This is a genomic window from Streptomyces sp. NPDC023481, from assembly GCF_055560195.1.
The window spans coordinates 444750-468444 of the sequence record NZ_JBVHJE010000001.1 but is presented as its reverse complement, the minus strand read 5'-3'; the positions used below and the strand labels follow the sequence as shown (position 1 = coordinate 468444).

Below are 23695 nucleotides of genomic sequence, written 5' to 3'. Positions count from 1 at the left end.
CTGCGGCGCGCCGCGCGACGCCCCCCGGTCCGCACGGGACCCACTGAAGTCATTCCGTTGTCCAACCCCGGGCCCGTGACGACCCGTCGACCCCCCAGCCAACCCGGCCACCCCTGTCGAACATGCGGCCGGAAGGCGTAACAGTAATCCAGGTATGTGAAAGGCGTAAGAGTTGGCCACGACCGTTACGTCAGGTAAGTCCAGACATGGGGCATAAGTGACACGAAATGCAACGTAACTAACAGGTTTCACAGCCGGACGCGCCGGGAAGCGTCCGCTTGTTCCGGGCCTCCCTGTTGCGCGCCGCCAGCAGCTCGTCGGCCGGGTAGCCGACCTCCTCCAGCGTCAGCCCGTGCGGCCGTACGACATGCACGGCGGAGTCCCGCACCCCCGCGGCCAGCACCTTCCCGGGCCACTCGGGACCCCGGTGCCCGTCCCCGACGAACAGCAGCGCCCCGATCAGCGAGCGCACCATGTTGTGGCAGAACGCGTCCGCCCGCACGGTCGCCGTGATGATCCCGTCGTCGCCCCGGACCAGGCTCAGCTCCTGGAGCGTGCGGATCGTGGTCGCGCCCTCGCGCCTCTTGCAGTAGGCGGCGAAGTCGTGCTCGCCGAGCAGCGCCCGGGCCGCCTCGTTCATGGCGTCCACGTCCAGCGGCCAGTCGTGCCAGAGGACGTGACCGCGCAGCAGGGGATCCACTCCCCCGGGGTTGTCGGTGACCCGGTAGGCGTACCGCCGCCACACCGCCGAGAACCGCGCGTCGAAACCGCTCGGCGCCTCGCGCAGCGCCCAGACCCGGACGTCCCTCGGCAGCCGGCCGGCGAGCCGCTTGAGGAGCTTCTCGTGATGCTCGCGCCACACGCCCTCGGGCAGATCGACATGGGCGACCTGTCCGCGCGCGTGCACGCCGGCGTCGGTCCGCCCGGCGACCGTCAGCTCGTAGGTCTCCCGGGACCGGGTCACCGTCCGCAGGGCGTCCTCGATCTCCCCCTGCACGGTCCGCCGTCCCCCGGCCTGCTTGGCCCACCCGGAGAAGTCGGTGCCGTCGTAGGAAAGGTCGAGGCGGAGGCGGACGTAACCGGGCGCTGCTTCATCACTCACGTACAGATCCTCTCAGGAACACGAAAGCGGGCCCGCTCCTCGAAAGGAGCGGGCCCGCGAACGCCCGTCAGGGGCGCGGGAGCCGCGCGGAACGCTTACGCGTCCTTGGACTCCTCGGCAGCGGCCTCCTCGGCCGGAGCCTCGGTCGTCTCGGAGGCCTTGGCCTCCTCGGACTCCTTGACCGCACGCTTGGTGGCGGCCTCGGCCTCGCCGGTCGCCTGCTGGGCGACCGTCAGCGCCTCGACCAGCTCGATGACGGCCATGGGCGCGTTGTCGCCACGGCGGTTACCGATCTTGGTGATGCGGGTGTAGCCACCGGGACGGTTCTCGTAGCGCGGGCCGATCTCGGTGAAGAGCGTGTGGACGACGCTCTTGTCCGTGATCACCTGGAGCACCTGACGGCGGTTGTGAAGGTCGCCCTTCTTCGCCTTGGTGACCAGACGCTCGGCGTACGGACGCAGCTTGCGCGCCTTCGCCTCGGTGGTGGTGATCCGGCCGTGCTCGAAGAGGCTCTTCGCGAGGTTCGCGAGGAGCAGCTTCTCGTGCGCGGCGCTGCCGCCCAGACGGGCACCCTTGGTGGGCTTCGGCATGGTTCTTCTCCTGTGTGTCTGCCCCGGCCGTATCAGGTACCGGGGTCAGGAACCCGATGAGCGGATGCTCACCGGCAACGACCGATCAGTACTGCTCGGTCTCCACGAAACCCGCGTCCGCGTCGTCGTCCGCACCGAAGGCGTCCGCGGCGGCCGTGGGGTCGAATCCGGGCGGGCTGTCCTTCAGGGCCAGGCCCATGCCGGCCAGCTTCGCCTTGACCTCGTCGATGGACTTCGCACCGAAGTTGCGAATGTCGAGGAGGTCGGCCTCGGAACGCGCGACCAGCTCACCCACGGAGTGGATGCCCTCGCGCTTGAGGCAGTTGTACGACCGAACGGTGAGCTCCAGCTCCTCGATCGGCAGCGCCAGGTCGGCGGCGAGGGCGGCGTCCGTCGGGGACGGGCCCATGTCGATGCCCTCGGCGTCGATGTTCAGCTCGCGGGCGAGACCGAACAGCTCGACCAGCGTCTTACCGGCGGAGGCCATGGCGTCACGCGGACGCATCGCCTGCTTGGTCTCGACGTCGACGATCAGCTTGTCGAAGTCGGTGCGCTGCTCGACACGCGTGGCCTCGACCTTGTAGGTGACCTTGAGAACCGGCGAGTAGATCGAGTCGACCGGGATACGGCCGATCTCCTGGCCCACCTGCTTGTTCTGCACGGCGGAGACGTAGCCGCGACCGCGCTCGACGGTCAGCTCCATCTCCAGCTTGCCCTTGCCGTTGAGCGTGGCGAGGACGAGGTCGGGGTTGTGCACCTCGACACCGGCCGGGGGCGCGATGTCGGCGGCGGTGACCAGACCCGGGCCCTGCTTGCGCAGGTACATCACGACCGGCTCGTCGTGCTCCGAGGAGACGACCAGCTGCTTGATGTTGAGGATCAGGTCGGTGACGTCCTCCTTGACGCCCGGCACGGTGGTGAACTCGTGCAGCACGCCGTCGATCCGGATGCTGGTGACAGCGGCACCGGGGATCGAGGACAGGAGGGTACGGCGGAGGGAGTTGCCGAGGGTGTAACCGAAGCCCGGCTCCAGCGGCTCGATCACGAACCGGGAGCGGAACTCGTCGACGACCTCTTCGGTCAACGAGGGACGCTGAGCGATCAGCATGTGTGGATCAGATCCTTCTTTCGTGGACGCCCGCTATTTGACGTCCGACGGAAACCGCACCTGTGAGAAGCGCGGGTACTGCAAGGGTACGGGCGATACGGCCCTTTGCAGGGGGCCGTACCGCCCGGAAGTCCCTGAAGCGGCCGGTGCGTCAGACGCGACGGCGCTTCGGCGGGCGGCAGCCGTTGTGCGGGGTCGGGGTGACGTCCTGGATGGAGCCGACCTCGAGGCCCGTGGCCTGCAGGGAACGGATCGCGGTCTCACGACCGGAACCCGGGCCCTTCACGAACACGTCGACCTTGCGCATGCCGTGCTCCTGGGCGCGGCGGGCAGCCGACTCGGCGGCCATCTGCGCGGCGAACGGCGTGGACTTCCGGGAGCCCTTGAAGCCGACGTGGCCGGCGGAGGCCCAGGAGATCACGTTGCCGGACGGGTCCGTGATGGAGACGATCGTGTTGTTGAACGTGCTCTTGATGTGCGCGTGGCCGTGAGCGACGTTCTTCTTTTCCTTGCGGCGCACCTTCTTGGCAGCGCCCTGACGTCCCTTGGGGGGCATCTACTAACTCCTACGGGAGGTGGTCGGTCCTACAGCGAAGACCGTGGACAGGTGTCCGCTGCGGACTACTTCTTGCCCGGCTTCTTCTTGCCGGCGATGGCGCGACGCGGCCCCTTGCGGGTGCGAGCGTTGGTGCTGGTGCGCTGACCGCGGACGGGCAGACCGCGACGGTGACGGAGACCCTGGTAGGTACCGATCTCGACCTTGCGGCGGATGTCGGCCTGGATCTCGCGACGGAGGTCACCCTCGGTCTTGATGTTGTTGTCGACGTACTCGCGGATCGCGACCAGCTGCTCTTCGGAGAGGTCACGAACGCGGGTGTTCGGGTCGACGCCGGTCGCAGCCAGCGTCTCCTTCGAGAGGGTCCGGCCGATGCCGAACACGTAGGTGAGGGCGATCTCCACGCGCTTGTCGCGCGGGATGTCGACACCGGAAACGCGTGCCATTCAATGGCTCCTGGTGAATCTTCGGAGGTCTTCCACAGAACCGGCTCCCGGCCGCCGTACCAGGTACGAACCGGGTCCCCGGCCTCCGACCGGGGGTGTCGAGCCGTATCGGGCGGCTCGGGTCCTGCGTATGAACATTTCAGCTCGCGTCGCGCGAATCTCTGCGATAGAGGTGCAGAGGGTGATGGTCGTGCGTCAGCCCTGGCGCTGCTTGTGGCGCGGGTTCTCGCAGATGACCATGACCCGGCCGTGACGGCGGATCACCCTGCACTTGTCGCAGATCTTCTTGACGCTCGGCTTGACCTTCATGGGGTGAGGTTCTCCGGGTCAGTGCCATCGCACCGGGCGGGCCCGGGGCGCGGGCAAGATCTACTTGTACCGGTAGACGATCCGGCCACGCGTCAGGTCGTACGGAGACAACTCCACCACGACCCGGTCGTCAGGGAGGATGCGGATGTAGTGCATACGCATCTTGCCGCTGATGTGTGCCAGGACCTGGTGGCCGTTCTGGAGCTCGACCTTGAACATGGCGTTCGGCAGAGACTCGACGACAGTGCCCTCGATCTCGATGGCACCTTGCTTCTTGGCCACGCTTCGCCCTTCGAATCGACTACCTTGATCGACTCCGCACGAGCGCATGCAGGCATGCGGGTGCACGAGAGCCGACGAGTCAGTCTACGTCGGAGCACCCTGAAACGCGAATCGAGGAAGTCTGCCCCATACCGGTGATCCCTAAGCGAGAGGGTCGGGGGCGGCCGTGACGCCGTACTCGGCGAGCTTGGCCCGGCCGCCGTCGGGGGCGGTCAGGACCAGCGGGCCCTGCTCGGTCAGGGCGACCGAGTGCTCCCAGTGCGAGGACCAGGTGCCGTCCGTCGTGATGACCGTCCAGTCGTCGGAGAGGACCTCCGTGCGCGGGGTCCCGAGCGAGACCATCGGCTCGATCGCCAGGCAGAAGCCGGGCACCAGCTTGGGGCCCTTGCCGCGGCGGCGGTCGACGTAGTTCAGCAGGTGCGGGTCCATGTGCATCTCGGTGCCGATGCCGTGGCCGCCGTAGTCCTCGATGATCCCGTACTTGCCGCCGCCCGGCTTGGGCTGGCGGCGGATGTAGGTCTCGATCGCCCGGCTCACGTCGACCAGGCGGTTGCCCTGCTTCATGGCCGCGATGCCGGCCCACATCGACTCCTCCGTCACCCGGGACAGCTCGACCAGCTCCGGGGAGTGGCCGGAGCCCACGAACGCGGTGTAGGCGGCGTCGCCGTGCCAGCCGTCGACGATCGCGCCGCAGTCGATGGAGATGATGTCGCCGTCCTTCAGGACGACGTCGTCGGAGGGGATGCCGTGCACGACCACGTCGTTCACGGAGGTGCAGATGGTCGCGGGGAAGCCGCCGTAGCCCAGGAAGTTCGACTTCGCGCCGTGCTCGGCGAGGACCTTGCGGGCCACCTCGTCCAGGTCCCTGGTGGTGGCACCCGGCACCGCCGCCTCCCGGGTGGCGGCGTGGATGGCGGCTACGACAAGGCCCGCCGCCCGCATCTTCGCGATCTGCTCGGGGGTCTTGATCTGCACCATGGGTGGCCTGCGCTCTCCGTCACTCACGTCGACTGGGTACCTGTACAACAGTACGGCCGCGGCGCCCGGGCAGGCACCGCGGCCGGAAGGACCGCGAACTACTTGTTCTCGGCCTTCTCGCGCTTGAGGGCCTCCAGCGCCCGCTGCGTGATCTCGTCCACCGGACCCAGGGCGGAGATCGTCACGACCAGCCCCTGCGCCTTGTAGTAGTCGATGATCGGCTCGGTCTGCGAGTGGTAGACCTCCAGCCGCTTGCGCACGGTGTCCTCGGAGTCGTCGTCGCGCTGGTACAGCTCGCCGCCGCAGACGTCGCAGACGCCCTCCTGCTTCGGCTTGCTGTACGTCACGTGGAAGACGTGGGAGGAGTCGTTCCGGCAGATGCGCCGGCCCGCGATGCGTTTGACGACCTCGTCCTCGGGGACTTCCAGGTCGAGGACCGCGTCCAGGGTGATGTCCTCGCTGCGCAGCAGCTCGTCCAGCGCCTCCGCCTGCGAGACGTTGCGCGGGAAGCCGTCGAGCAGGAAGCCGTTCACCGCGTCCGGCTGCTCCATCCGGTCCCTGGCCATCGCGATGGTCACCTCGTCGGGGACGAGGTTGCCGGCGTCCATGTAGGACTTCGCGAGCCTGCCCAGCTCGGTCTGCCGGCTGATGTTGGCCCGGAACAGGTCGCCCGTGGAGATGTGCGGGATGGCCAGCTTCTCTGCGAGCCGGACGGCTTGCGTTCCCTTACCGGCACCCGGCGGCCCGACGAGGACGATACGCATCAGCGGAGGAACCCTTCGTAATTGCGCTGCTGGAGCTGGCTCTCGATCTGCTTCACCGTCTCGAGACCGACACCCACGATGATCAGGATGCTGGTCCCGCCGAACGGGAAGTTCTGGCTTGCCCCAAAGCCCACCAACGCCATTGTCGGTACGAGAGCGATCAGACCCAGATACAGCGAACCCGGCCAGGTGATCCGGTTGAGCACGTAGCTCAGGTACTCAGCGGTCGGTCGGCCAGCCCGGATGCCCGGGATGAAGCCACCATACTTCTTCATGTTGTCGGCGACTTCCTCGGGGTTGAAGGAGATCGCCACGTAGAAGAACGCGAAGAACACGATGAGCAGGAAGTACGAAACGATGTAGATCGGGTGGTCGCCCTTGGTGAGGTTCTGCTCGATCCAGGTCTTCCAGTTCGACTTGCCCCCCGCGAACTGCGCCACCAGCGCCGGAATGTAGAGCAGCGAGGAGGCGAAGATCACCGGGATCACACCGGCCTGGTTCACCTTGAGCGGGATGTACGTGGACGTACCGCCGTAGGACCGGCGCCCGATCATGCGCTTCGCGTACTGCACCGGGATGCGGCGCTGGGCCTGCTCCACGAAGACGACGAGCGCGACCATGACCAGGCCCACCGCGATGACCGTGCCGAACTCGATCCAGCCGCCGGCCAGCGTGCCCTGCTTCTTGATGGCCCACAGCGCGGACGGGAAGGTCGCGGCGATCGAGATGAACATCAGGATCGACATGCCGTTGCCGATGCCGCGGTCGGTGATCAGCTCACCGAGCCACATCACCACGGCCGTACCCGCGGTCATGCAGATGACCATCGTGATCGTGGTGAAGATCGCCTGGTCGGGGACGATGCTCGTGGCGACCGAGCAGCCGTTGAAGAGCGCGCCGCTGCGGGCGGTGGCCACCAGACCGGTGCCCTGCAGGATGGCGAGCGCGACGGTGAGGTAGCGGGTGTACTGCGTGATCTTCGCCGTGCCGGCCTGGCCCTCCTTCTTCAGGGCCTCCAGGCGCGGGATCACCACGGTCAGCAGCTGCAGGATGATGCTCGCCGTGATGTACGGCATGATGCCGAGCGCGAAGATCGTGATCTGCAGCAGCGCGCCACCGCTGAACATGTTCACGAGGCCGAACAGGCCCTGGTTGCCCTGCGCCTCGTTCACACAGGTCTGGACTGCCTTGTAGTTCACGCCGGGGATCGGGATGTGGGTACCGACCCGGTAGACCACGATGATGCCCAGTGTGAAGAGCAGCTTCTTGCGCAGGTCGGGCGTCCTGAACGCCCGGGCGAACGCGGTGAGCACGGTGCCTCCTGCGACCCCCGCGCGACTGCGTCAAGGGTGACGGTGTGAGGTTCGACGAATACGAAAAAGAACAGTGCAGGCCACCTTACCGGCGACACTGCCCCCCTAGGAACGACCAACCGGGGATACCTCATTGTGAGGTATCCCCGGTCGGGATCGTCTACGTCATCGAGGCGTCGTCCGAAGGACTCAGACGAGCTCGGTGACCGTGCCGCCGGCGGCGGTGATCTTCTCCTTGGCGGAGCCGGAGACGGCGTCGACCGTCACCTGCAGCGCCACGGAGATCTCGCCCTGGCCGAGGACCTTGACGAGGCTGTTCTTGCGAACGGCACCCTTGGCCACCAGACCCTCGACGGTGACCTCGCCACCCTCGGGGTAGAGCGCGGCCAGCTTGTCGAGGTTCACGACCTGGAACTCGGTCTTGAACGGGTTCTTGAAGCCCTTCAGCTTCGGGAGGCGCATGTGCAGCGGCATCTGGCCACCCTCGAAGCGCTCCGGAACCTGGTAGCGGGCCTTGGTGCCCTTGGTACCACGACCGGCCGTCTTACCCTTCGACGCCTCACCACGACCCACACGGGTCTTGGCGGTCTTGGCGCCCGGGGCGGGACGGAGGTTGTGGATCTTGAGCGGGTTCTGCTCCGCCATGATCAGTCGACCTCCTCGACCGTCACGAGGTGGCGGACGGTGTGCACCATGCCGCGGAACTCGGGGCGGTCCTCCTTGACGACCTGCGTGTTGATGCCCTTGAGACCAAGGGAGCGCAGGGTGTCACGGTGGTTCTGCTTGCTGCCGATGTAGGACTTGACCTGCGTGATCTTGAGCTGCGCCATGATTACGCACCCACCCCGGCACGCGCACGCAGCAGGGCCGCGGGAGCGACGTCCTCGAGCGGCAGACCACGGCGGGCCGCGATCTCCTCGGGGCGCTGCAGACCCTTCAGGGCCTCCACGGTCGCGTGCACGATGTTGATGGCGTTGTCGGAGCCGAGCGACTTCGACAGCACGTCGTGGATACCGGCGCACTCGAGCACGGCGCGCACCGGACCACCGGCGATCACACCGGTACCCGGGGACGCGGGCTTGAGCAGCACGACGCCGGCAGCCTTCTCACCCTGGATGGGGTGGGGGATGGTGCCCTGGATGCGGGGGACCTTGAAGAAGTGCTTCTTGGCCTCCTCAACACCCTTGGCGATGGCGGCCGGCACCTCCTTGGCCTTGCCGTATCCGACACCCACGGTGCCGTCACCGTCGCCCACCACGACCAGCGCGGTGAAGCTGAAGCGACGACCACCCTTCACAACCTTGGCGACGCGGTTGATCGCGACGACGCGCTCGACGTACGCGGTCTTCTCGGCGGCAGCAGCGCCGCCGTCACGGCCCTTCCGGTCCCGCCGCTCGCCGCCACCGGCACCGCTTCCGCGGCGCTGGGGTCCAGCCATTGGATTACCTCTCTCTTTCCGCTAGCTACAAGCGGCTCAGAACTTGAGCCCGGCTTCGCGGGCGGCGTCCGCCAGGGCGGCGATGCGCCCGGCGTACTGGTTGCCACCACGGTCGAACACGACGGCCTCGACACCGGCGGCCTTCGCACGCTCGGCGACCAGGGCGCCGACCTGCTTGGCCTGCGCGGACTTGTCGGCCTCGCCGCCACGGATCGACGCGTCCAGAGTGGACGCCGACGCCAGGGTGTGGCCCTTCAGGTCGTCGATCACCTGCGCCACGATGTGGCGGTTGGAGCGGGTCACGACCAGACGGGGGCGCTCCGCCGTACCGGAGATCCGCTTGCGGATCCGGATGTGACGGCGCTTGATCGCGGCGCGCTTGTAGGCGTCGCCCTTGAGGATCTTCTGCCCGTATGCCATGGCTTACTTACCCGCCTTTCCGACCTTGCGGCGGATGACTTCGCCCTCGTACTTGACGCCCTTGGCCTTGTACGGGTCGGGCTTGCGCAGCTTGCGGATGTTGGCCGCAACCTCGCCGACCTTCTGCTTGTCGATGCCCTCGACCGAGAAACGGGTCGGGGTCTCCACCTTGAAGGTGATCCCCTCGGGGGCCTCGACCACGATCGGGTGGCTGTAACCGAGAGCGAACTCCAGGTTCGAACCCTTGGCGGTCACTCGGTAACCGACACCGCTGATCTCGAGCTTCTTCACGTAACCCTGGGTCACGCCGGTGATCATGTTCGCCACCAGCGTGCGGGAGAGGCCGTGCAGGGCCTTGCTCTGACGCTCGTCGTTCGGGCGCAGCACCTGGAGGGTGCCGTCCTCGCCCTTAGCGATGTCGATCGGCGCGGCAACGGTGTGGGTCAGCGAGCCCTTGGGGCCCTTGACCGAGACCGTACGGCCGTCGATGGTGACGTCCACGCCGGCGGGAACCGCGATGGGGAGCTTGCCGATGCGCGACATAGCTGTTTCCTCCGTTCCCTTCTGCTACCAGACGTAGGCGAGGACTTCCCCACCCACGCCCTTCTTGCCGGCCTGCTTGTCGGTGAGGAGCCCGTGCGACGTGGAGATGATGGCCACGCCCAGGCCGCCGAGCACCTTCGGCAGGTTGGTGGACTTCGCGTACACCCGGAGACCGGGCTTGGAGATCCGCTTGATGCCCGCGATGGAGCGCTCACGGTTGGGGCCGAACTTCAGCTCCAGGACGAGGTTCTTGCCGACCTCGGCGTCCTCGACCTTCCAGCCCGTGATGAAGCCCTCCTGCTGGAGGATCTCCGCGATGTGAGACTTGATCTTGGAGTGCGGCATCGACACCGAGTCGTGGTACGCCGAGTTCGCGTTCCGCAGACGCGTCAGCATGTCTGCGATCGGATCAGTCATGGTCATGAATTGGCCTTCGGCCTCTCTCGCCGGGGTTTCCTGGTGCGCCATCCCTCTCCCCGATCCGAGACGGGACGGGTGCGGCGCGGTGGACCTACGGCGTAGTAAGTCGTACGGGCGACTGTCAGGCGCCCAACCCTCCAAGCCTAAGCCATGAAGGGGTGGGCGCCTGACACGCCCATTGCTTACCGAGAGCCTCTGGAATCCCTGTTAGGGGGATTACCAGGAGCTCTTGGTCACGCCCGGCAGCTCGCCACGGTGAGCCATCTCACGAAGGCACACGCGGCAGAGGCCGAACTTGCGGTACACGGAGTGCGGACGACCGCAGCGCTGGCAGCGGGTGTAGCCACGCACACCGAACTTGGGCTTGCGAGCAGCCTTCGCGATGAGAGCCTTCTTCGCCATCTCGCTCACGCCTCCTTGAAGGGGAAGCCGAGGTGACGGAGGAGCGCGCGGCCCTCAGCGTCGTTGGTCGCCGTGGTGACCACGGTGATGTCCATACCCCGGACGCGGTCGATCTTGTCCTGGTCGATCTCGTGGAACATGACCTGCTCCGTGAGACCGAAGGTGTAGTTGCCACGGCCGTCGAACTGCTTGGGGGACAGGCCGCGGAAGTCGCGGATGCGCGGCAGCGCGAGCGACAGGGTGCGGTCCAGGAACTCCCACATGCGGTCGCCACGGAGCGTGACGTGGGCACCGATCGGCTGGCCCTCACGCAGCTTGAACTGCGCGATGGACTTGCGGGCCTTGGTGACGGCCGGCTTCTGACCGGTGATGGTGGTCAGGTCGCGGATCGCGCCCTCGATCAGCTTCGAGTCACGGGCGGCGTCGCCGACACCCATGTTGACCACGATCTTGACGAGGCCGGGAACCTGCATGACGTTCTCGTACTTGAACTCGTCACGCAGCTTGCCCGCGATCTCCTCGCGGTACTTCTGCTTCAGACGCGGAGTGGTGGTGGTAGCCATCAGATGTCCTCACCCGTCCGCTTGGCAACGCGGATCTTGTTGCCTTCGTCGTCGAAGCGGTAGCCGACACGCGTGACGACCTTGTTGCCGTCCTTCTCCACGACCAGCTGGACGTTGGAGACGTGGATCGGCGCCTCGGTCGTGACGATGCCGCCGGCCTGCGAACCGCTGGCGGTCGGACCGGCCTTGGTGTGCTTCTTGACCCGGTTGACACCCTCGACCAGGACGCGGTCCTCGCGGGGGTAGGCCGCGATGACCTTGCCCTGCTTGCCCTTGTCCTTGCCGGTGATGACCTGGACCAGGTCGCCCTTCTTGATCTTCATGCTTACAGCACCTCCGGCGCGAGCGAGATGATCTTCATGAACTTCTTCTCGCGCAGCTCACGGCCGACCGGGCCGAAGATACGGGTGCCGCGAGGGTCGCCGTCGTTCTTCAGAATGACGGCGGCGTTCTCGTCGAAGCGGATGTACGAGCCGTCCGGACGGCGGCGCTCCTTGACGGTGCGAACGATGACCGCCTTGACGACGTCACCCTTCTTCACGTTGCCACCGGGGATCGCGTCCTTGACGGTGGCGACGATGACGTCACCGATGCCCGCGTAGCGGCGACCGGAGCCACCGAGCACACGGATGCAAAGGATCTCCTTCGCACCAGTGTTGTCGGCGACACGCAGTCGCGACTCCTGCTGGATCACGTCTATCTCCTGAATGTCTGCCGGTTCCCCGGGGACCGCTCAGCGAGCGGTCCCCGGAGCCTGGCGGAACTGTCCTGCGAGGGGCGCCCCGCAGGAGATTTACTTGGCCTTCTCGAGGATCTCGACGACGCGCCAGCGCTTCGTCGCGGACAGCGGCCGGGTCTCCATGAGGAGGACGCGGTCGCCGACGCCCGCGGCGTTCTGCTCGTCGTGGGCCTTGAGCTTGTTCGTACGGCGGATGACCTTGCCGTACAGCGCGTGCTTCACACGGTCCTCGACGGCGACGACGACGGTCTTGTCCATCTTGTCGCTGACGACCAGACCCTCACGGGTCTTGCGGAAGCCTCGGGCTTCGGTGTTCTCAGTCACGTTGCTCTCGCTCATCAGGCGCTCTCCACCGTCTCGATGCCCAGCTCGCGCTCACGCATCAGGGTGTAGATCCGCGCGATGTCCTTGCGGACGGCCTTCAGCCGACCGTGGTTCTCGAGCTGACCCGTCGCCGCCTGGAAGCGGAGGTTGAACAGCTCTTCCTTGGCCTCGCGGAGCTTCGCCAGAAGCTCCTCGTTGCCCAGCTCGCGCAGCTCGGACGCCTTGGTACCGGCCGACATCACGCTTCACCTGCCTCGCGCTTGACGATCCGGCACTTCATCGGCAGCTTGTGGGCCGCACGAGTCAGCGCCTCACGGGCGATCTTCTCGTTGGGGTACGACAGCTCGAACATGACGCGTCCGGGCTTGACGTTGGCGATCCACCACTCCGGCGAACCCTTACCGGAACCCATGCGGGTCTCGGCCGGCTTCTTGGTGAGGGGACGGTCCGGGTAGATGTTGATCCAGACCTTGCCGCCACGCTTGATGTGGCGGGTCATCGCGATACGAGCCGCCTCGATCTGGCGGTTCGTCACGTAGGCCGGGGTCAGCGCCTGGATGCCGTACTCGCCGAACGCAACCTGCGTTCCACCCTTGGACATACCGTTGCGCTTCGGGTGGTGCTGCTTGCGGTGCTTGACCCTACGGGGGATCAGCATGACGGTCAGGCCTCCGTTCCGGTGCTCTCAGCCGGAGCGGCGGCGGGGGCCTCGGCCTTGGGGGCCTCGGCACCGGCAGCCTGCTGCGGCTTGCGACCGCGCCGCTCGCCACCGCGGCCACCACGGGCCGGGCGGTCGGCGCCACCGCGGGCCGGGCGGTTACCCGCACGGGCGGCAGCGTTCTCGGCGCGGACCTCGGCGATGTTCTTGACGTCGCCCTTGTAGATCCAGACCTTCACACCGATGCGGCCGAAGGTCGTCTTGGCCTCGAAGAAGCCGTAGTCCACGTTCGCGCGGAGCGTGTGCAGGGGCACACGGCCCTCGCGGTAGAACTCCGAGCGGGACATCTCGGCGCCGCCGAGGCGGCCACCGCACTGGATCTTGATGCCCTTGGCGCCGGCCTTCATCGCCGACTGCATGCTCTTACGCATGGCGCGGCGGAAGGAGACGCGGGAGGAGAGCTGCTCGGCGACGGCCTGGGCGACCAGCTGAGCGTCCGTCTCGGGGTTCTTGACCTCGAGGATGTTCAGCTGGACCTGCTTGCCCGTGAGCTTCTCGAGGTCACCGCGGATGCGGTCGGCCTCGGCGCCACGGCGGCCGATGACGATGCCCGGACGAGCGGTGTGGATGTCCACACGCACACGGTCGCGGGTGCGCTCGATCTCGACCTTGGAGATGCCGGCGCGCTCCATGCCGGACGTCATCATCCGACGGATGGCGACGTCTTCCTTGACGTAGTCCTTGTACAGCTTGTCGGCGTACCAACGCGACTTGAAGTCGGTCGTGACACCGAGCCGGAACCCATGCGGGTTAACCTTCTGGCCCATTACCGGGTTCCTTCCTTGCTGCTGACGACCACGGTGATGTGGCTGGTCCGCTTGCGGATCCGGTAGGCGCGGCCCTGGGCACGCGGCCGGAACCGCTTCAGGGTCGGGCCCTCGTCGACGTACGCCTCGGAGATGTAGAGGCTGTCGGCGTCGGTGTGGTCGTAGTTGTGCGCGGCGTTGGCGATGGCGCTGTCCAGCACCTTGCCCACCGGCACCGAGGCGGCCTGCGGAGCGAATCGCAGGACGGCCTGGGCCTCCGTGGCGTTCATGCCACGGATGAGGTCCACCACGCGGCGGGCCTTCATGGGCGTGACGCGGATGTACCGCGCCTGGGCCCTGGCTTCCATGGTTGTCCCTTCAGTTACTTACGTGTCTGAATGCGATCCGCTACTAGCGGCGCTTCGACTTCCGGTCTTCCTTGACGTGGCCCCGGAAGGTGCGCGTCGGCGAGAACTCGCCGAGCTTGTGGCCGACCATCGACTCGGTGACGAACACCGGGATGTGGGTCTTGCCGTTGTGCACCGCGATCGTGTGGCCGAGCATGGCCGGGACGATCATCGAGCGACGGGACCAGGTCTTGATGACGTTCTTAGAGCCCGCTTCGTTCTGGGCGTCCACCTTCTTGATCAGGTGGTCGTCGACGAAGGGTCCCTTCTTCAAGCTACGAGGCATCTCAACCCGTCCTTAGCGCTTCTTGTTCGTCTTGCGGCGGCGGACGATGTACTTGTTCGACGCCTTCTTGGGCGAACGAGTACGGCCTTCCTTCTTGCCCCACGGGGACACAGGGTGGCGACCACCGGAGGTCCGGCCCTCACCACCACCGTGCGGGTGGTCAACCGGGTTCATGACCACACCACGGACGGTCGGGCGAACGCCCAGCCACCGCTTGCGGCCCGCCTTGCCCCAGTTGATGTTGCTCTGCTCGGCGTTGCCGACCTCGCCGACGGTGGCGCGGCAGCGCACGTCGACCAGGCGGATCTCACCGGAGGGCATGCGCAGGTGGGCGTAGGCGCCCTCCTTCGCGAGCAGCTGCACCGAGGCACCGGCGGAGCGGGCGAACTTGGCACCGCCACCGGGACGGAGCTCGATCGCGTGGATCGTGGTACCGACCGGGATGTTGCGGAGGGCCAGGTTGTTGCCCGGCTTGATGTCGGCCCCGGGACCGTTCTCCACGGTGTCGCCCTGCTGCAGGTTGCGCGGGGCGAGGATGTAGCGCTTCTCGCCGTCGGCGTAGTGCAGCAGCGCGATGCGCGCGGTGCGGTTGGGGTCGTACTCGATGTGCGCGACCTTCGCCGGCACGCCGTCCTTGTCGTGACGACGGAAGTCGATCACTCGGTAGGCGCGCTTGTGTCCGCCACCCTGGTGGCGAACGGTCACACGACCGGCGTTGTTACGGCCGCCCTTGCTGTGCAGCGGGCGAACCAGCGACTTCTCCGGCGTGGACCGCGTGACCTCGACGAAGTCGGCGACGCTGGCGCCACGACGGCCAGGAGTCGTCGGCTTGTACTTGCGGATTCCCATTTCTCAGTCCTCGTCCGATATCGGACGATCCTGACCGCTTACGCGGTCGGACCGCCGAAGATGTCGATACGGTCGCCCTCGGCGAGGGTCACGATCGCGCGCTTGGTCGCGGCACGCTGGCCGAAACCGGTGCGGGTCCGCTTGCGCTTGCCCTGGCGGTTGATCGTGTTGACCCCGGTGACCTTGACGTCGAAGACCGCCTGGACGGCCTGCTTGATCTGGGTCTTGTTGGCGTTCGGGTCGACGATGAACGTGTACTTGTTCTCGTCGAGGAGCGCGTAGCTCTTCTCGGAGACGACCGGCTTCAGCAGGACGTCACGGGGGTCCGTGTACGACTTGCTGAGCGGGGTCTCGACGGTGTTCTTGCCCTCGGTGGCGTGGCGGCGCGCCTTGGCGACGCGCGCGGCCTTGGCGGCCTTGGCGGCCTTCGAGGCAATGGCGGGGTGACGGATGGCCATCAGACCTCGCTCCCTTCGGTGTCGTTGGCCTTGTTCGGGCCGGCGACGAAGGACTCGAAAGCGGCCTGGGTGAAGACCACGTCGTCCGAGACGAGAACGTCGTACGTGTTCAGCTGGCCCGGCTCCAGGATGTGGACCTGGGGCAGGTTGCGGGCGGACAGCCACGCGGCCTCGTCGGCGCGGTCGACGACCAGGAGCAGGTTCTTGCGCTCCGAGATCTTGCCGAACAGCGACTTGGCGGCCTTCGTGGACGGGGTGCCGCCCTCGACCACGCCGGAGACGACGTGGATGCGGTTGTGACGCGCCCGGTCGGTGAGGGCACCGCGCAGGGCGGCGGCCTTCATCTTCTTCGGGGTGCGCTGCGAGTAGTCACGCGGCTGCGGGCCGTGGACGACGCCACCGCCGGCGAACTGCGGCGCGCGGGTCGAACCCTGGCGGGCGCGACCGGTGCCCTTCTGGCGGTACGGCTTCTTGCCACCACCACGGACTTCGCCACGGGTCTTGGTCTTGTGCGTGCCCTGGCGGGCAGCGGCCAGCTGCGCGACGACGACCTGGTGGATCAGCGGAACGCTGACCTTGGCGTCGAAGATCTCCGCGGGGAGCTCGACGGAACCGGCCTTGTCGCCAGCCGGCGAAAGGATGTCAACAGTGCTCATCGGTTACCTCAGGCCCCCTTGGCCGCGGTGCGGACCAGGACGAGGCCGCCGTTCGGACCGGGAACCGCGCCCTTGATGAGCAGCAGACCCTTCTCCGCGTCAACGGCGTGGACGGTCAGGTTCTGGGTGGTGACCCGCTCGTTGCCCATGCGACCCGCCATGCGGAGGCCCTTGAACACGCGGCCCGGGGTGGCGCAGCCACCGATGGAACCGGGCGAGCGGTGCTTGCGCTGGGTGCCGTGTCCGGCGCCGAGGCCACGGAAGTTGTGGCGCTTCATGACACCGGCGAAGCCCTTGCCCTTGCTCTTGCCGGTGACGTCGACCTTCACGCCGGCCTCGAAGACCTCGGCGGTGATTTCCTGACCGAGCGTGTACTCGGCGGCATCGGCCGTCCGGATCTCGACGAGGTGGCGACGCGGGGTGACGTCGGCCTTGGCGAAGTGGCCCTTGAGGGGCTTGTTCACCTTGCGCGGGTCGATCTCGCCGAAGGCGATCTGGACCGACTCGTAGCCGTCGACGTCGTTCGTACGGACCTGGGTGACGACGTTGGGGCCGGCCTTGACGACGGTGACCGGAACAACACGGTTGTTCTCGTCCCACACCTGCGTCATGCCGAGCTTCTCGCCCAGGATGCCCTTGATCTGCTTAGCCATTCTCAGATCACCGGCCTCAGAGCTTGATCTCGATGTCGACACCGGCCGGGAGGTCGAGTCGCATCAGAGAGTCAACGGTCTTGGGAGTCGGGTCGAGGATGTCGATCAGGCGCTTGTGCGTGCGCATCTCGAAGTGCTCGCGCGAGTCCTTGTACTTGTGCGGCGACTTGATGACGCAGTACACGTTCTTCTCAGTGGGCAGCGGCACCGGGCCCGCGACCGACGCACCCGTGCGGGTCACCGTCTCGACGATCTTCTTCGCCGAGGAGTCGATGACCTCGTGGTCGTAGGCCTTGAGCCGGATGCGGATCTTCTGTCCCGCCATGGCTACTCAGTAGTCCTGTCTCTTCTCACGCTCTGGAACCCGGCGGATTCCTTCTGCTGCCTTCACTCCTCCGACCCACGCGGTCGGGCGTGTCGCACTCTCGCTGACACAGATGTCCCTTGTTCGAACATCCCTGCAGGGAATGCACACGGCCCTTCCGGAACCGCAGACCGGGGACCTCGGGCCCACCGGGCGCCTGGCCGGTGCCGCGCTCACACTTCCCGGAAGATTCCCGTACGTCCGCCCCAGTGCTGCCATCAGGCAGTTAGGGCGACGAGTACTGTGGGACTCGCTTCCGGTCCTCCCGGCGGGAGGCGCGCAGCATCAACACTCGACCGAGCAACTCCGACAGTCTGCCATATGGGGCAGGGGCTCCGCCAATCGAGCCGTAGAGATTACCCCCGAGGTGACGTAGGTCAAACCGCCGCGGGGCGCCCGCGGCCGGGACTACCTGGTGCAGCCGAACTTCCTGGTCTGCTTCGGCACGAAGTCGTCGATGAACCGTTGGAGCTTCCTGTAGCCGGTGGGGCTGTTCTCGACACGGTCCCCGAAGAAGTAGATCCCGAAGGTCATGTAGGCGGTGCGGGAGGTGCAGGTGGCCCGGACCGTGCCGCCGTCGCTGCCGATCGCCGCCTGGCCCGGGAAGGACACGGACCGCTCGGCCGCGTACGAGTACGGCGCCGCCGAGGCCTTCCAGTCCCCGGGGTCCGGGGCCCGGTCCCAGCGTGCGATGGCGACGGACAGCACGCGGTGGCCGCCGGCGCTCAGGGCGCAGGCCGCGCCCGGCTGGGCCCGGGTGGCCTGGTACGTCTGCTTCACGGTCCCGTCGTCCGGGACGAGCGGTGCCAGGGCCGCCTTGGGCACCGGGACCTTGCAGAAGTCCCCGGGAACGGTGGCGTGGGCGCTGCCGCAGCCGGCCGCCGCCGCCGCCAGGAGGGCACCGCACAGCAGGGCCGTCACCGTGCGCTTCGGAATCATCACTGCGCTCCCGCCATGCCGCGTGTGTAGGCGTTGCCGTCGTTGGCCGCGCCGTTGATCTGGTCGTACATGCCCTGGTCGTGGGAGTAGCCCGTGTGGCTGTCGGCCCAGTGCCCGTTGGTCGCGTACCACTCGCGGGCGATGGCATTGAGCTGGTTCTGGCGCAGGTGGTAGGTCGCCTGGCTGTCGCTGGTGAGTTCGGCCGACTGATCCTGCTGTTCGTCCATGATCCAAGCGCTGGTGACCACGTCGGCACCGCGCTGGGCGAGGTCCCCGTACACCGGGATGAAGTTGAGCAGCGCCCCGGACGTGTGGTAGCTCCACGCCTTGTCCCAGGTGTAGTCGTGCTGGTCCGCCTTCAGCGCCTGGTACCGGCCCTCCTCCATGAAGCCGATCGCGGTGCCGGCCGCGTGGAGGGTGTCTTCCGGGTGGCGCGAGGGGTCGTGGATGTCGTCCATGATCGCGTAGTTCATGCCCTCGTGGAGGAGGTTGTAGGAGTCCCGGCTCCGCGATATCTGCTTCGTCATCTCCAGGACCTCGGCGCGCTTGAGGTTCGGGCCGTCCGCGGAGTGCCGGCTGCCGCTCGGGTCGCTCATCGCCGTGTACGTCTCATGGCCGTGATTGACCATGATCTTCGCCATGTCGTCGCGGAGCGAGGCCGGCATGTCGTCGCCCTGCTGGGAGAGGACGTCCAGCGAGTGCAGGAACACCCGGTTGTTGGCATCGGTGTGTGACGTCGGGCTCATCGGACGCGGACCGCCCGGGTCGACGCCGGTGGCCGCCGCGACCAGGGCGTTCCCGAAGCCCTTGCGGTCGTCCCCGTCCTCAGCCATGACGGGTATGCCCGTGGTGGTGCCGCCGGGCGGGGTCGCGTAGTGGTCGATGACGGTGTCCCAGTCCCGGTCGTGGAGCAGGTACTGGAGGTTGTCGTTGTGGGCCGGGTCCAGGTACGCGCTGCTGGTCTTCGGGTCGTGGGACATGATCCCGAGCACGCCGTCGAGCGGATCGTTGGCGAACCAGCCCCGGTCCTTGCCGCTGAACCTGTCCCGCAGGGCCCAGAGGGACTCGCCCGCGTTGTCGCCCTTGGGGATGTACGACTCCTCCGCGTGCCGGATGTCGTCGGCGGTGTCCTGGAGGAACTGCCCGTCGTAGCCGTGGCCCTGCTGCATCAGCGTGACGAGGCTCTGGTAGCCGCGGACCTTCTCGCCCGGGATCGGGCTGAGGCCGTCGATCTCGAACTGCTCGGTGCCGGCCTTGCGCATGTCCGAGCGGAACTGCCGGTAGAAGTCCGAGTGCGGGTCCTTCGTCGCGGTCGCCAGCGTCGTGGCGAGGCCCTTCTGGATGTCCAGGTACTGGCCGCGGTGCTGCTCGTCGCCGTGGTGGGCGAGCCCGTCGAGGCTGTTGGAGAGCTGCAGCGTGCCCTTGGCGCCCAGCTCGTCCAGCAGGGTCTGACTGAACGCCCTGTCACCGGAGTTGTCGTGGAAGAGCCGTTGCAGCTCCTTGTAGTCGCCCGCGCTCGCCTTCCCCGCGTTGACGCGCCGTGCGATGTCCCGGGCCTCGTCCGCCTCGTACTTCTCGATGTCGCCCTGCGCCCTGCCGTTGAAGCCGGGGGCGGTGCCGCCGACCGTGCCGGGGCCCTTCACGACGGCGGTGAGGGCGACTTCGACGCCCTTGTCGGCGTCCTCCACGTCCTTCACGCACTGGTCGATACGGGCCTGCCAGGAGGCGACGGCCTTGCGCACGCTCTCCTGCGAGTCGGGGTCGTGCGCCAGTTCCTGCCGCTCGCCCTGGGTGAGCTTCTCGGTGTCGTACGAGACCACGCCCTGGTCCGACACCTTCATGCCCGCGGCGATCGCGTCGTCCCGCGCCGACTCCAGCTTCTTACGCAGGTCCGCGAACTGGGTGTGCGCGTCCCGCAGCAGCGAGGCGATCGCCTTGGCCTCGGTCTGGGCGCTCTGGAACTCCGTGAGCCTGATGCCGAAGCGCGCGTTCGCGGCCTGCTGGCTCTCCCCCGCCCACGTCGGGCGAAGGGTGATGCCGTGAACATCCCGCCGGTAGGCCGTCTCCTGCTTGTCCAGTTCCTTCGCCATGCCGTCCCAGCGGGCGGCGGCCGTGGTGAGCGTGGACAGTTCGGTGGTCAGGATCTCGTGGTAGGTCGGCATCGGTTCCCCGTGGATGCGGTGGCGTACGAGTGGGCTCGGCGGGCTCTCGGCGCGCCGGCGGCTACGAGTAGGCGTCGAGCACCGACACCTTGCGCGCGGTGCCGCCCACCCCGATGTCCGTCCCGCTCAGCAGCGTCGAGTCGCTCCTGAGGGCCGCCTCGTCACCCGCCAGCCGGTTCAGGAAGTCCTGGACCTGCTCACCCCAGGTCGTGTGCGCCTTGCCCAGGGCGCCGGAGAGGAGCCAGCCGTGCCCGTCCTTCGCGTCGAAGGCCTTCACCGCGGCGCTGGTCTCGTCGTCCGCCCACCGTCCCGCCGCCCTGGTGTCCGGCTGGATGTCGTTGTGCAGCGTGTTCGCCGCGGCCGTCTTCTCCGCCGGAGACGACGCGAGGTCCGGCCGACCCCCACCCGTCGCCCTGTCACTGCCTGCCACGATGCCAACCCCCGTCTGCAACTCTGGCGTGCCCTTGTCACGCTAACGGAGAGATCGGCCCATCGGCCGGCTCAACTGCAACCTTGGCGACTCCTTTACGGCGAGTCAGGCGGTGCGTGTGGCGTACGGGGCGAAGGCGGTTCTCCGTCGGCGGCGGTGCGCGCGGCGATGCCCGCACGCGCTACGGTTCGGCCCGGCCAGGTCACCGGCGCCAGCCCGTCCCGGCGGCGCCGCCGGGCCCGCTGCGGAAGCAGTGGCATCGGGGGGCGCCTGAGTACGTGTACTCAGCTGTCGCTCAAGACCGCCGGGCCAGTCCGACGAACGCCGCCCAGGCGGCCGGGGTGGCGGTGAGAAGGGGACCTTCGGGGCGCTTGGAATCGCGGATGTGGATGGTGGTGGGGGTGGGGGCGACTTCGAGGCAGTCACCGGGTTCACTACTGCTGCTGTAACTGCTTTTGAACCAGTGGAGCGCGACTTCGAGGCAGTCATCGGGTTCACTACTGCTGCTGTAACTGCTCTTGAACCAGCGGAGTTCGGCAGTGCTCATAGTCTCTCCAACGCTTGCTCGATGAAGGCTTGCGACTCCCTCGGGGTGAGAGCCTGCGCCCGGATCATGCCATAGCGCAGTTCGAGGATCCGGAGGTCTTTGGGGCTTGAGACCGGGCGCCCGTTGAACGCACCCTCGGAACGTCCGATCGCAGTGCCGTCGGCGAACTTCAGCACCTCGATCAGACCCTGCGATCCGGCATGCTCCTCGCGATCGGTCGGCATGACCTGGAGCGTGACGTTACGCAACTGTGCCAACTGCAAGAGGTATTGGAGCTGTCGACGCAGCACCATTTTCCCACCGTAGGGGCGTTCGAGCGTCACCTGTTCCTGGACGAAACTGAACGTAGGAGCGGGCTCCCGCTCAAAGACGGCCTGCCGAGCCACGCGAGCGGCTGTTGCCCGCTCCACGACGTCTTCGGCGAGTGTGGGCTGCCTCATCTCGAACATCGTTCGCACGTACTCCTCCGTCTGCAACAAGCCGTGGATGTTGTGGTTGCTGTACAGCAACATCTCCACCGCCCGCCCCTCCATCTCCGCCAGCTCGCGCACCTTCTTCGGATAGCGGGCCTTCTTCATGTCCTCCGTGAAGGCCCTCAGATGACCCTGCGCCTTCAGGAACGTGTCCGCTCTGTCCAGCAGCTCCGGCCGGGGGATCCGTGCCCCGCGTTCGATCTTGCGGATCATGTCCTCGCCATATCCCATGGCCTCGGCCAGCTCCGGCACCGAGACCCCGGCCGCCTCCCGGCAGACCTTGAGCAGGCGACCCACCGCCTGGACCACCGGCTCGATCTCGTCGCCGGGCTCGACGTCCCAGCCGGCCTCGTCCACTCCCTCACCCATCGCTCCTCCTGTGGCGCGCACTCGTACCCGTACAACGCCCGAGACAGGTGGGACAGCCGGGACAAAGCCGGGACAGTCGCCGTACGTACAGGCGTAGTCACTCCCTCACGGAAGCAGACTCCGCCACGCTCAGTGACGTGAATCAAGAAACGGCTGCCCCTGAGAACCAACACGACGGGCACATCCCGCACTTCAGCGTCCGCCTGTCCCCCACGCCACGCGGGGCCCGCCTCGCCAGGTTGCTCACCGAGCAGCAACTGCGCACGTGGGGTTTGCCGTTGGAGGCACCGACGCAGATCGTGGCCGAACTCGCCGCCAACGCCGCCACCCACGGCCGCGTCCCCGGCCGTGACTTCCAGCTGCAGCTCTACGTCGCCGGCGGCACGCTCCGCATCGAGGTCACCGACACGCGCGGTGACCGACTGCCCCGGCTCACCACTCCGGCCGAGGACGGCGAATCAGGGCGCGGCCTGCTGCTCGTGGCGGCCCTCGCCGACCGCTGGGGCGTCGCCGAGGGACGGCACCCGCGCAAGACCGTCTGGGCGGAGGTGAGCACCCGCCCCACCGCATCGCGGACCGTCCCGTCCCGGTGACCGACGCCCCGGCCATGGGCGAGGTCGGTACTTCCCATGACCGGGTCGGCCGACCCGCCCGACCCCACCAGCCTCCCCACGGCCGCGCGCACCGGAGTCCGGTCACCCGGCGGTGGCCAGGCGGCGCCGAAGCTCCTCCTGCGGGACGTCTTCCACGTGGGTCAGGAACACCCACAGGTGACCTGAAGGGTCCTTGAGGATGACGGTGCGGTCACCGTGGAACATGTCCTTCGGCGGCTGGAGGATCTCCGCGCCGGCGGCTTCCGCGCGCTCCGCCAGGCTGTCGACGTCCGGCACGAAAACGTGCAGCGTCACGGACGTACCTCCGCCGAGCGAGGTCGGCGCGGCGAAGGAGGCGGCCTCCGCCTCGTCCACGCCGGCGTCGCCCAGCATCAGGGCCGACCGTCCGATGGTGATCTCGGCGTGCAGGATCCCGCCGCCCGGAGCGTCGATCCTGAAGTCCTCACGGGCGCCGAACGCCCGCTGGTAGAAATCGATCGCCGCAGCGGCGTCGTCGACCATGATGTGCGGGATCACGGCGTAGCGGTAGCGGTCGGGGATCTCGATGTGGTCTGTGCGCTCGGTCATGGCGAACCTCCCTGAAAAGGCACCGCTGGTCGGGTCCTGCGGCCCTGGAAGGAACCTAAAAGCTCAAGTTTGATTGAGGTCAAGCGTCGAAGCAGTCGCACAGAGAACCCGTACCGAGGCCGAGCCTCCGCTTGCTGTCCGCCGTGCGTCAGCTGCCCGT

The 23695-nt window shown here is 67.4% G+C and carries 38 protein-coding genes; 1 reads left to right on the top strand and 37 read right to left on the bottom strand.

Annotated elements, in window-relative coordinates:
- Positions 1–238 precede the first annotated feature (238 nt).
- The 36 genes from truA to ACZ3ZD_RS02125 form a co-directional block, all read right to left on the bottom strand.
- Complete coding sequence (truA, locus tag ACZ3ZD_RS02300; RefSeq protein WP_467392562.1) at positions 239–1102, bottom strand: tRNA pseudouridine(38-40) synthase TruA; 864 nt, start codon at positions 1100–1102, stop codon at positions 239–241.
- A 95-nt stretch (positions 1103–1197) separates the two neighbouring features.
- Positions 1198–1692, bottom strand: a complete 495-nt coding sequence (rplQ, locus tag ACZ3ZD_RS02295; RefSeq protein WP_467392560.1) for a 50S ribosomal protein L17 — start codon at positions 1690–1692, stop codon at positions 1198–1200.
- Between the two features lie 85 nt (positions 1693–1777).
- A complete protein-coding gene (locus ACZ3ZD_RS02290; RefSeq protein ID WP_003966937.1) occupies positions 1778–2800 on the bottom strand; it encodes a DNA-directed RNA polymerase subunit alpha in 1023 nt (340 codons plus the stop codon).
- Positions 2801–2951: 151 nt separating this feature from the next.
- Complete coding sequence (rpsK, locus tag ACZ3ZD_RS02285) at positions 2952–3356, bottom strand: 30S ribosomal protein S11 (protein ID WP_003956432.1); 405 nt, start codon at positions 3354–3356, stop codon at positions 2952–2954.
- Between the two features lie 65 nt (positions 3357–3421).
- Positions 3422–3802 (bottom strand): 30S ribosomal protein S13, encoded by a 381-nt coding sequence (gene rpsM, locus ACZ3ZD_RS02280; RefSeq protein ID WP_014674386.1) that lies wholly within the window; start codon positions 3800–3802, stop codon positions 3422–3424.
- Between the two features lie 195 nt (positions 3803–3997).
- Positions 3998–4111, bottom strand: a complete 114-nt coding sequence (rpmJ, locus tag ACZ3ZD_RS02275) for a 50S ribosomal protein L36 (RefSeq protein ID WP_003998809.1) — start codon at positions 4109–4111, stop codon at positions 3998–4000.
- A 60-nt stretch (positions 4112–4171) separates the two neighbouring features.
- Positions 4172–4393 carry a translation initiation factor IF-1 gene (gene infA, locus ACZ3ZD_RS02270; RefSeq protein ID WP_003948620.1) on the bottom strand — a complete coding sequence of 74 codons (222 nt, stop codon included), beginning with the start codon at positions 4391–4393 and terminating at the stop codon, positions 4172–4174.
- Between the two features lie 141 nt (positions 4394–4534).
- Positions 4535–5371, bottom strand: coding sequence for a type I methionyl aminopeptidase (gene map, locus ACZ3ZD_RS02265; RefSeq protein WP_467393267.1), 837 nt, complete (start codon positions 5369–5371; stop codon positions 4535–4537).
- Positions 5372–5469: 98 nt separating this feature from the next.
- A complete protein-coding gene (locus ACZ3ZD_RS02260; protein WP_467392558.1) occupies positions 5470–6135 on the bottom strand; it encodes an adenylate kinase in 666 nt (221 codons plus the stop codon).
- Positions 6135–7448: a preprotein translocase subunit SecY gene (gene secY / locus ACZ3ZD_RS02255; RefSeq protein ID WP_467392556.1), complete on the bottom strand. Its 1314-nt coding sequence runs from the start codon at positions 7446–7448 to the stop codon at positions 6135–6137. The genes ACZ3ZD_RS02260 and secY overlap by 1 nt, the downstream gene beginning before the upstream one ends.
- Before the next feature lie 189 nt (positions 7449–7637).
- On the bottom strand, positions 7638–8093 hold the full coding sequence (gene rplO, locus ACZ3ZD_RS02250) for a 50S ribosomal protein L15 (RefSeq protein WP_023547373.1): 456 nt from the start codon (positions 8091–8093) through the stop codon (positions 7638–7640).
- 2 nt (positions 8094–8095) lie between these two features.
- Positions 8096–8278 (bottom strand): 50S ribosomal protein L30, encoded by a 183-nt coding sequence (gene rpmD, locus ACZ3ZD_RS02245; protein ID WP_003974250.1) that lies wholly within the window; start codon positions 8276–8278, stop codon positions 8096–8098.
- 2 nt (positions 8279–8280) lie between these two features.
- On the bottom strand, positions 8281–8886 hold the full coding sequence (rpsE, locus tag ACZ3ZD_RS02240) for a 30S ribosomal protein S5 (RefSeq protein ID WP_014674381.1): 606 nt from the start codon (positions 8884–8886) through the stop codon (positions 8281–8283).
- A gap of 36 nt (positions 8887–8922) precedes the next feature.
- On the bottom strand, positions 8923–9306 hold the full coding sequence (rplR, locus tag ACZ3ZD_RS02235) for a 50S ribosomal protein L18 (RefSeq protein WP_014674380.1): 384 nt from the start codon (positions 9304–9306) through the stop codon (positions 8923–8925).
- A 3-nt stretch (positions 9307–9309) separates the two neighbouring features.
- Positions 9310–9849 (bottom strand): 50S ribosomal protein L6, encoded by a 540-nt coding sequence (rplF, locus tag ACZ3ZD_RS02230; protein ID WP_030345438.1) that lies wholly within the window; start codon positions 9847–9849, stop codon positions 9310–9312.
- A gap of 24 nt (positions 9850–9873) precedes the next feature.
- Positions 9874–10272, bottom strand: coding sequence for a 30S ribosomal protein S8 (gene rpsH / locus ACZ3ZD_RS02225; RefSeq protein WP_014674378.1), 399 nt, complete (start codon positions 10270–10272; stop codon positions 9874–9876).
- A gap of 213 nt (positions 10273–10485) precedes the next feature.
- Positions 10486–10671: a type Z 30S ribosomal protein S14 gene (locus tag ACZ3ZD_RS02220; protein ID WP_003948630.1), complete on the bottom strand. Its 186-nt coding sequence runs from the start codon at positions 10669–10671 to the stop codon at positions 10486–10488.
- 5 nt (positions 10672–10676) lie between these two features.
- Positions 10677–11234 (bottom strand): 50S ribosomal protein L5, encoded by a 558-nt coding sequence (rplE, locus tag ACZ3ZD_RS02215; RefSeq protein ID WP_019753095.1) that lies wholly within the window; start codon positions 11232–11234, stop codon positions 10677–10679.
- Positions 11234–11557, bottom strand: coding sequence for a 50S ribosomal protein L24 (rplX, locus tag ACZ3ZD_RS02210; RefSeq protein WP_310764877.1), 324 nt, complete (start codon positions 11555–11557; stop codon positions 11234–11236). Before rplX ends, rplE begins: the two co-directional genes overlap by 1 nt.
- A gap of 2 nt (positions 11558–11559) precedes the next feature.
- Positions 11560–11928 (bottom strand): 50S ribosomal protein L14, encoded by a 369-nt coding sequence (rplN, locus tag ACZ3ZD_RS02205; protein WP_003998823.1) that lies wholly within the window; start codon positions 11926–11928, stop codon positions 11560–11562.
- 99 nt (positions 11929–12027) lie between these two features.
- On the bottom strand, positions 12028–12312 hold the full coding sequence (gene rpsQ / locus ACZ3ZD_RS02200) for a 30S ribosomal protein S17 (RefSeq protein WP_014674375.1): 285 nt from the start codon (positions 12310–12312) through the stop codon (positions 12028–12030).
- Complete coding sequence (gene rpmC, locus ACZ3ZD_RS02195) at positions 12312–12536, bottom strand: 50S ribosomal protein L29 (RefSeq protein WP_003974259.1); 225 nt, start codon at positions 12534–12536, stop codon at positions 12312–12314. Before rpmC ends, rpsQ begins: the two co-directional genes overlap by 1 nt.
- Positions 12536–12955, bottom strand: a complete 420-nt coding sequence (gene rplP, locus ACZ3ZD_RS02190; protein ID WP_009190136.1) for a 50S ribosomal protein L16 — start codon at positions 12953–12955, stop codon at positions 12536–12538. Before rplP ends, rpmC begins: the two co-directional genes overlap by 1 nt.
- Positions 12956–12960: 5 nt before the next feature.
- Positions 12961–13782: a 30S ribosomal protein S3 gene (gene rpsC, locus ACZ3ZD_RS02185; RefSeq protein WP_014674374.1), complete on the bottom strand. Its 822-nt coding sequence runs from the start codon at positions 13780–13782 to the stop codon at positions 12961–12963.
- Positions 13782–14129 carry a 50S ribosomal protein L22 gene (rplV, locus tag ACZ3ZD_RS02180; protein WP_037858419.1) on the bottom strand — a complete coding sequence of 116 codons (348 nt, stop codon included), beginning with the start codon at positions 14127–14129 and terminating at the stop codon, positions 13782–13784. Before rplV ends, rpsC begins: the two co-directional genes overlap by 1 nt.
- Positions 14130–14172: 43 nt before the next feature.
- Positions 14173–14454 carry a 30S ribosomal protein S19 gene (gene rpsS / locus ACZ3ZD_RS02175; RefSeq protein ID WP_095748093.1) on the bottom strand — a complete coding sequence of 94 codons (282 nt, stop codon included), beginning with the start codon at positions 14452–14454 and terminating at the stop codon, positions 14173–14175.
- Between the two features lie 12 nt (positions 14455–14466).
- Entirely contained in the window at positions 14467–15303 is an 837-nt protein-coding gene (gene rplB, locus ACZ3ZD_RS02170; RefSeq protein ID WP_030601203.1) for a 50S ribosomal protein L2, read from the bottom strand.
- Positions 15304–15341: 38 nt separating this feature from the next.
- Entirely contained in the window at positions 15342–15761 is a 420-nt protein-coding gene (gene rplW / locus ACZ3ZD_RS02165) for a 50S ribosomal protein L23 (RefSeq protein ID WP_030345427.1), read from the bottom strand.
- Complete coding sequence (gene rplD / locus ACZ3ZD_RS02160) at positions 15761–16417, bottom strand: 50S ribosomal protein L4 (RefSeq protein WP_467392550.1); 657 nt, start codon at positions 16415–16417, stop codon at positions 15761–15763. Before rplD ends, rplW begins: the two co-directional genes overlap by 1 nt.
- Positions 16418–16425: 8 nt before the next feature.
- On the bottom strand, positions 16426–17070 hold the full coding sequence (rplC, locus tag ACZ3ZD_RS02155; protein ID WP_067045344.1) for a 50S ribosomal protein L3: 645 nt from the start codon (positions 17068–17070) through the stop codon (positions 16426–16428).
- Between the two features lie 16 nt (positions 17071–17086).
- Entirely contained in the window at positions 17087–17395 is a 309-nt protein-coding gene (gene rpsJ, locus ACZ3ZD_RS02150; RefSeq protein WP_003948644.1) for a 30S ribosomal protein S10, read from the bottom strand.
- Between the two features lie 447 nt (positions 17396–17842).
- A complete protein-coding gene (locus ACZ3ZD_RS02145) occupies positions 17843–18373 on the bottom strand; it encodes a hypothetical protein (protein WP_467392548.1) in 531 nt (176 codons plus the stop codon).
- Complete coding sequence (locus ACZ3ZD_RS02140) at positions 18373–20535, bottom strand: hypothetical protein (protein WP_467392546.1); 2163 nt, start codon at positions 20533–20535, stop codon at positions 18373–18375. Before ACZ3ZD_RS02140 ends, ACZ3ZD_RS02145 begins: the two co-directional genes overlap by 1 nt.
- 61 nt (positions 20536–20596) lie before the next feature.
- On the bottom strand, positions 20597–20965 hold the full coding sequence (locus tag ACZ3ZD_RS02135; RefSeq protein ID WP_467392544.1) for a hypothetical protein: 369 nt from the start codon (positions 20963–20965) through the stop codon (positions 20597–20599).
- A gap of 295 nt (positions 20966–21260) precedes the next feature.
- Positions 21261–21512: a DUF397 domain-containing protein gene (locus ACZ3ZD_RS02130; protein WP_467392542.1), complete on the bottom strand. Its 252-nt coding sequence runs from the start codon at positions 21510–21512 to the stop codon at positions 21261–21263.
- Complete coding sequence (locus ACZ3ZD_RS02125) at positions 21509–22354, bottom strand: helix-turn-helix domain-containing protein (protein WP_467392540.1); 846 nt, start codon at positions 22352–22354, stop codon at positions 21509–21511. The genes ACZ3ZD_RS02130 and ACZ3ZD_RS02125 overlap by 4 nt, the downstream gene beginning before the upstream one ends.
- A 137-nt stretch (positions 22355–22491) precedes the next feature.
- Here ACZ3ZD_RS02125 and ACZ3ZD_RS02120 point away from each other — a divergent pair, with 137 nt between their 5' ends.
- A complete protein-coding gene (locus tag ACZ3ZD_RS02120; protein ID WP_467392538.1) occupies positions 22492–22947 on the top strand; it encodes an ATP-binding protein in 456 nt (151 codons plus the stop codon).
- A gap of 102 nt (positions 22948–23049) precedes the next feature.
- Here the strand turns inward: ACZ3ZD_RS02120 and ACZ3ZD_RS02115 are convergent, their stop codons facing one another.
- Positions 23050–23535 carry a VOC family protein gene (locus tag ACZ3ZD_RS02115; RefSeq protein WP_467392536.1) on the bottom strand — a complete coding sequence of 162 codons (486 nt, stop codon included), beginning with the start codon at positions 23533–23535 and terminating at the stop codon, positions 23050–23052.
- Positions 23536–23695 lie beyond the last annotated feature (160 nt).

Bases quoted from the DNA above. Each gene is read 5' to 3' on its own strand.
- rplO (WP_023547373.1), bottom strand. From the start codon at position 8,093: ATGGCGGAGCAGAACCCGCTCAAGATCCACAACCTCCGTCCCGCCCCG.
- rplB (WP_030601203.1), bottom strand. From the start codon at position 15,303: ATGGGAATCCGCAAGTACAAGCCGACGACTCCTGGCCGTCGTGGCGCC.
- rpmD (WP_003974250.1), bottom strand. From the start codon at position 8,278: ATGGCGCAGCTCAAGATCACGCAGGTCAAGTCCTACATCGGCAGCAAG.
- rpsJ (WP_003948644.1), bottom strand. From the start codon at position 17,395: ATGGCGGGACAGAAGATCCGCATCCGGCTCAAGGCCTACGACCACGAG.
- ACZ3ZD_RS02290 (WP_003966937.1), bottom strand. From the start codon at position 2,800: ATGCTGATCGCTCAGCGTCCCTCGTTGACCGAAGAGGTCGTCGACGAG.
- rplW (WP_030345427.1), bottom strand. From the start codon at position 15,761: ATGGCCATCCGTCACCCCGCCATTGCCTCGAAGGCCGCCAAGGCCGCC.
- rpsS (WP_095748093.1), bottom strand. From the start codon at position 14,454: ATGCCTCGTAGCTTGAAGAAGGGACCCTTCGTCGACGACCACCTGATC.
- rpsK (WP_003956432.1), bottom strand. From the start codon at position 3,356: ATGCCCCCCAAGGGACGTCAGGGCGCTGCCAAGAAGGTGCGCCGCAAG.
- rplC (WP_067045344.1), bottom strand. From the start codon at position 17,070: ATGGCTAAGCAGATCAAGGGCATCCTGGGCGAGAAGCTCGGCATGACG.
- rplF (WP_030345438.1), bottom strand. From the start codon at position 9,849: ATGTCGCGCATCGGCAAGCTCCCCATCGCGGTTCCCGCCGGCGTGGAC.
- ACZ3ZD_RS02220 (WP_003948630.1), bottom strand. From the start codon at position 10,671: ATGGCGAAGAAGGCTCTCATCGCGAAGGCTGCTCGCAAGCCCAAGTTC.
- rplR (WP_014674380.1), bottom strand. From the start codon at position 9,306: ATGGCATACGGGCAGAAGATCCTCAAGGGCGACGCCTACAAGCGCGCC.
- rplD (WP_467392550.1), bottom strand. From the start codon at position 16,417: ATGAGCACTGTTGACATCCTTTCGCCGGCTGGCGACAAGGCCGGTTCC.
- ACZ3ZD_RS02115 (WP_467392536.1), bottom strand. From the start codon at position 23,535: ATGACCGAGCGCACAGACCACATCGAGATCCCCGACCGCTACCGCTAC.
- map (WP_467393267.1), bottom strand. From the start codon at position 5,371: ATGGTGCAGATCAAGACCCCCGAGCAGATCGCGAAGATGCGGGCGGCG.
- ACZ3ZD_RS02145 (WP_467392548.1), bottom strand. From the start codon at position 18,373: ATGATTCCGAAGCGCACGGTGACGGCCCTGCTGTGCGGTGCCCTCCTG.
- rplX (WP_310764877.1), bottom strand. From the start codon at position 11,557: ATGAAGATCAAGAAGGGCGACCTGGTCCAGGTCATCACCGGCAAGGAC.
- ACZ3ZD_RS02260 (WP_467392558.1), bottom strand. From the start codon at position 6,135: ATGCGTATCGTCCTCGTCGGGCCGCCGGGTGCCGGTAAGGGAACGCAA.
- rplP (WP_009190136.1), bottom strand. From the start codon at position 12,955: ATGCTGATCCCCCGTAGGGTCAAGCACCGCAAGCAGCACCACCCGAAG.
- rpsQ (WP_014674375.1), bottom strand. From the start codon at position 12,312: ATGAGCGAGAGCAACGTGACTGAGAACACCGAAGCCCGAGGCTTCCGC.
- rpmJ (WP_003998809.1), bottom strand. From the start codon at position 4,111: ATGAAGGTCAAGCCGAGCGTCAAGAAGATCTGCGACAAGTGCAGGGTG.
- rpsM (WP_014674386.1), bottom strand. From the start codon at position 3,802: ATGGCACGCGTTTCCGGTGTCGACATCCCGCGCGACAAGCGCGTGGAG.
- rplE (WP_019753095.1), bottom strand. From the start codon at position 11,234: ATGGCTACCACCACCACTCCGCGTCTGAAGCAGAAGTACCGCGAGGAG.
- rpsC (WP_014674374.1), bottom strand. From the start codon at position 13,782: ATGGGCCAGAAGGTTAACCCGCATGGGTTCCGGCTCGGTGTCACGACC.
- ACZ3ZD_RS02140 (WP_467392546.1), bottom strand. From the start codon at position 20,535: ATGCCGACCTACCACGAGATCCTGACCACCGAACTGTCCACGCTCACC.
- rpsH (WP_014674378.1), bottom strand. From the start codon at position 10,272: ATGACCATGACTGATCCGATCGCAGACATGCTGACGCGTCTGCGGAAC.
- ACZ3ZD_RS02130 (WP_467392542.1), bottom strand. From the start codon at position 21,512: ATGAGCACTGCCGAACTCCGCTGGTTCAAGAGCAGTTACAGCAGCAGT.
- rpsE (WP_014674381.1), bottom strand. From the start codon at position 8,886: ATGGCTGGACCCCAGCGCCGCGGAAGCGGTGCCGGTGGCGGCGAGCGG.
- rplV (WP_037858419.1), bottom strand. From the start codon at position 14,129: ATGGAAGCCAGGGCCCAGGCGCGGTACATCCGCGTCACGCCCATGAAG.
- ACZ3ZD_RS02125 (WP_467392540.1), bottom strand. From the start codon at position 22,354: ATGGGTGAGGGAGTGGACGAGGCCGGCTGGGACGTCGAGCCCGGCGAC.
- rplQ (WP_467392560.1), bottom strand. From the start codon at position 1,692: ATGCCGAAGCCCACCAAGGGTGCCCGTCTGGGCGGCAGCGCCGCGCAC.
- rpmC (WP_003974259.1), bottom strand. From the start codon at position 12,536: ATGTCGGCCGGTACCAAGGCGTCCGAGCTGCGCGAGCTGGGCAACGAG.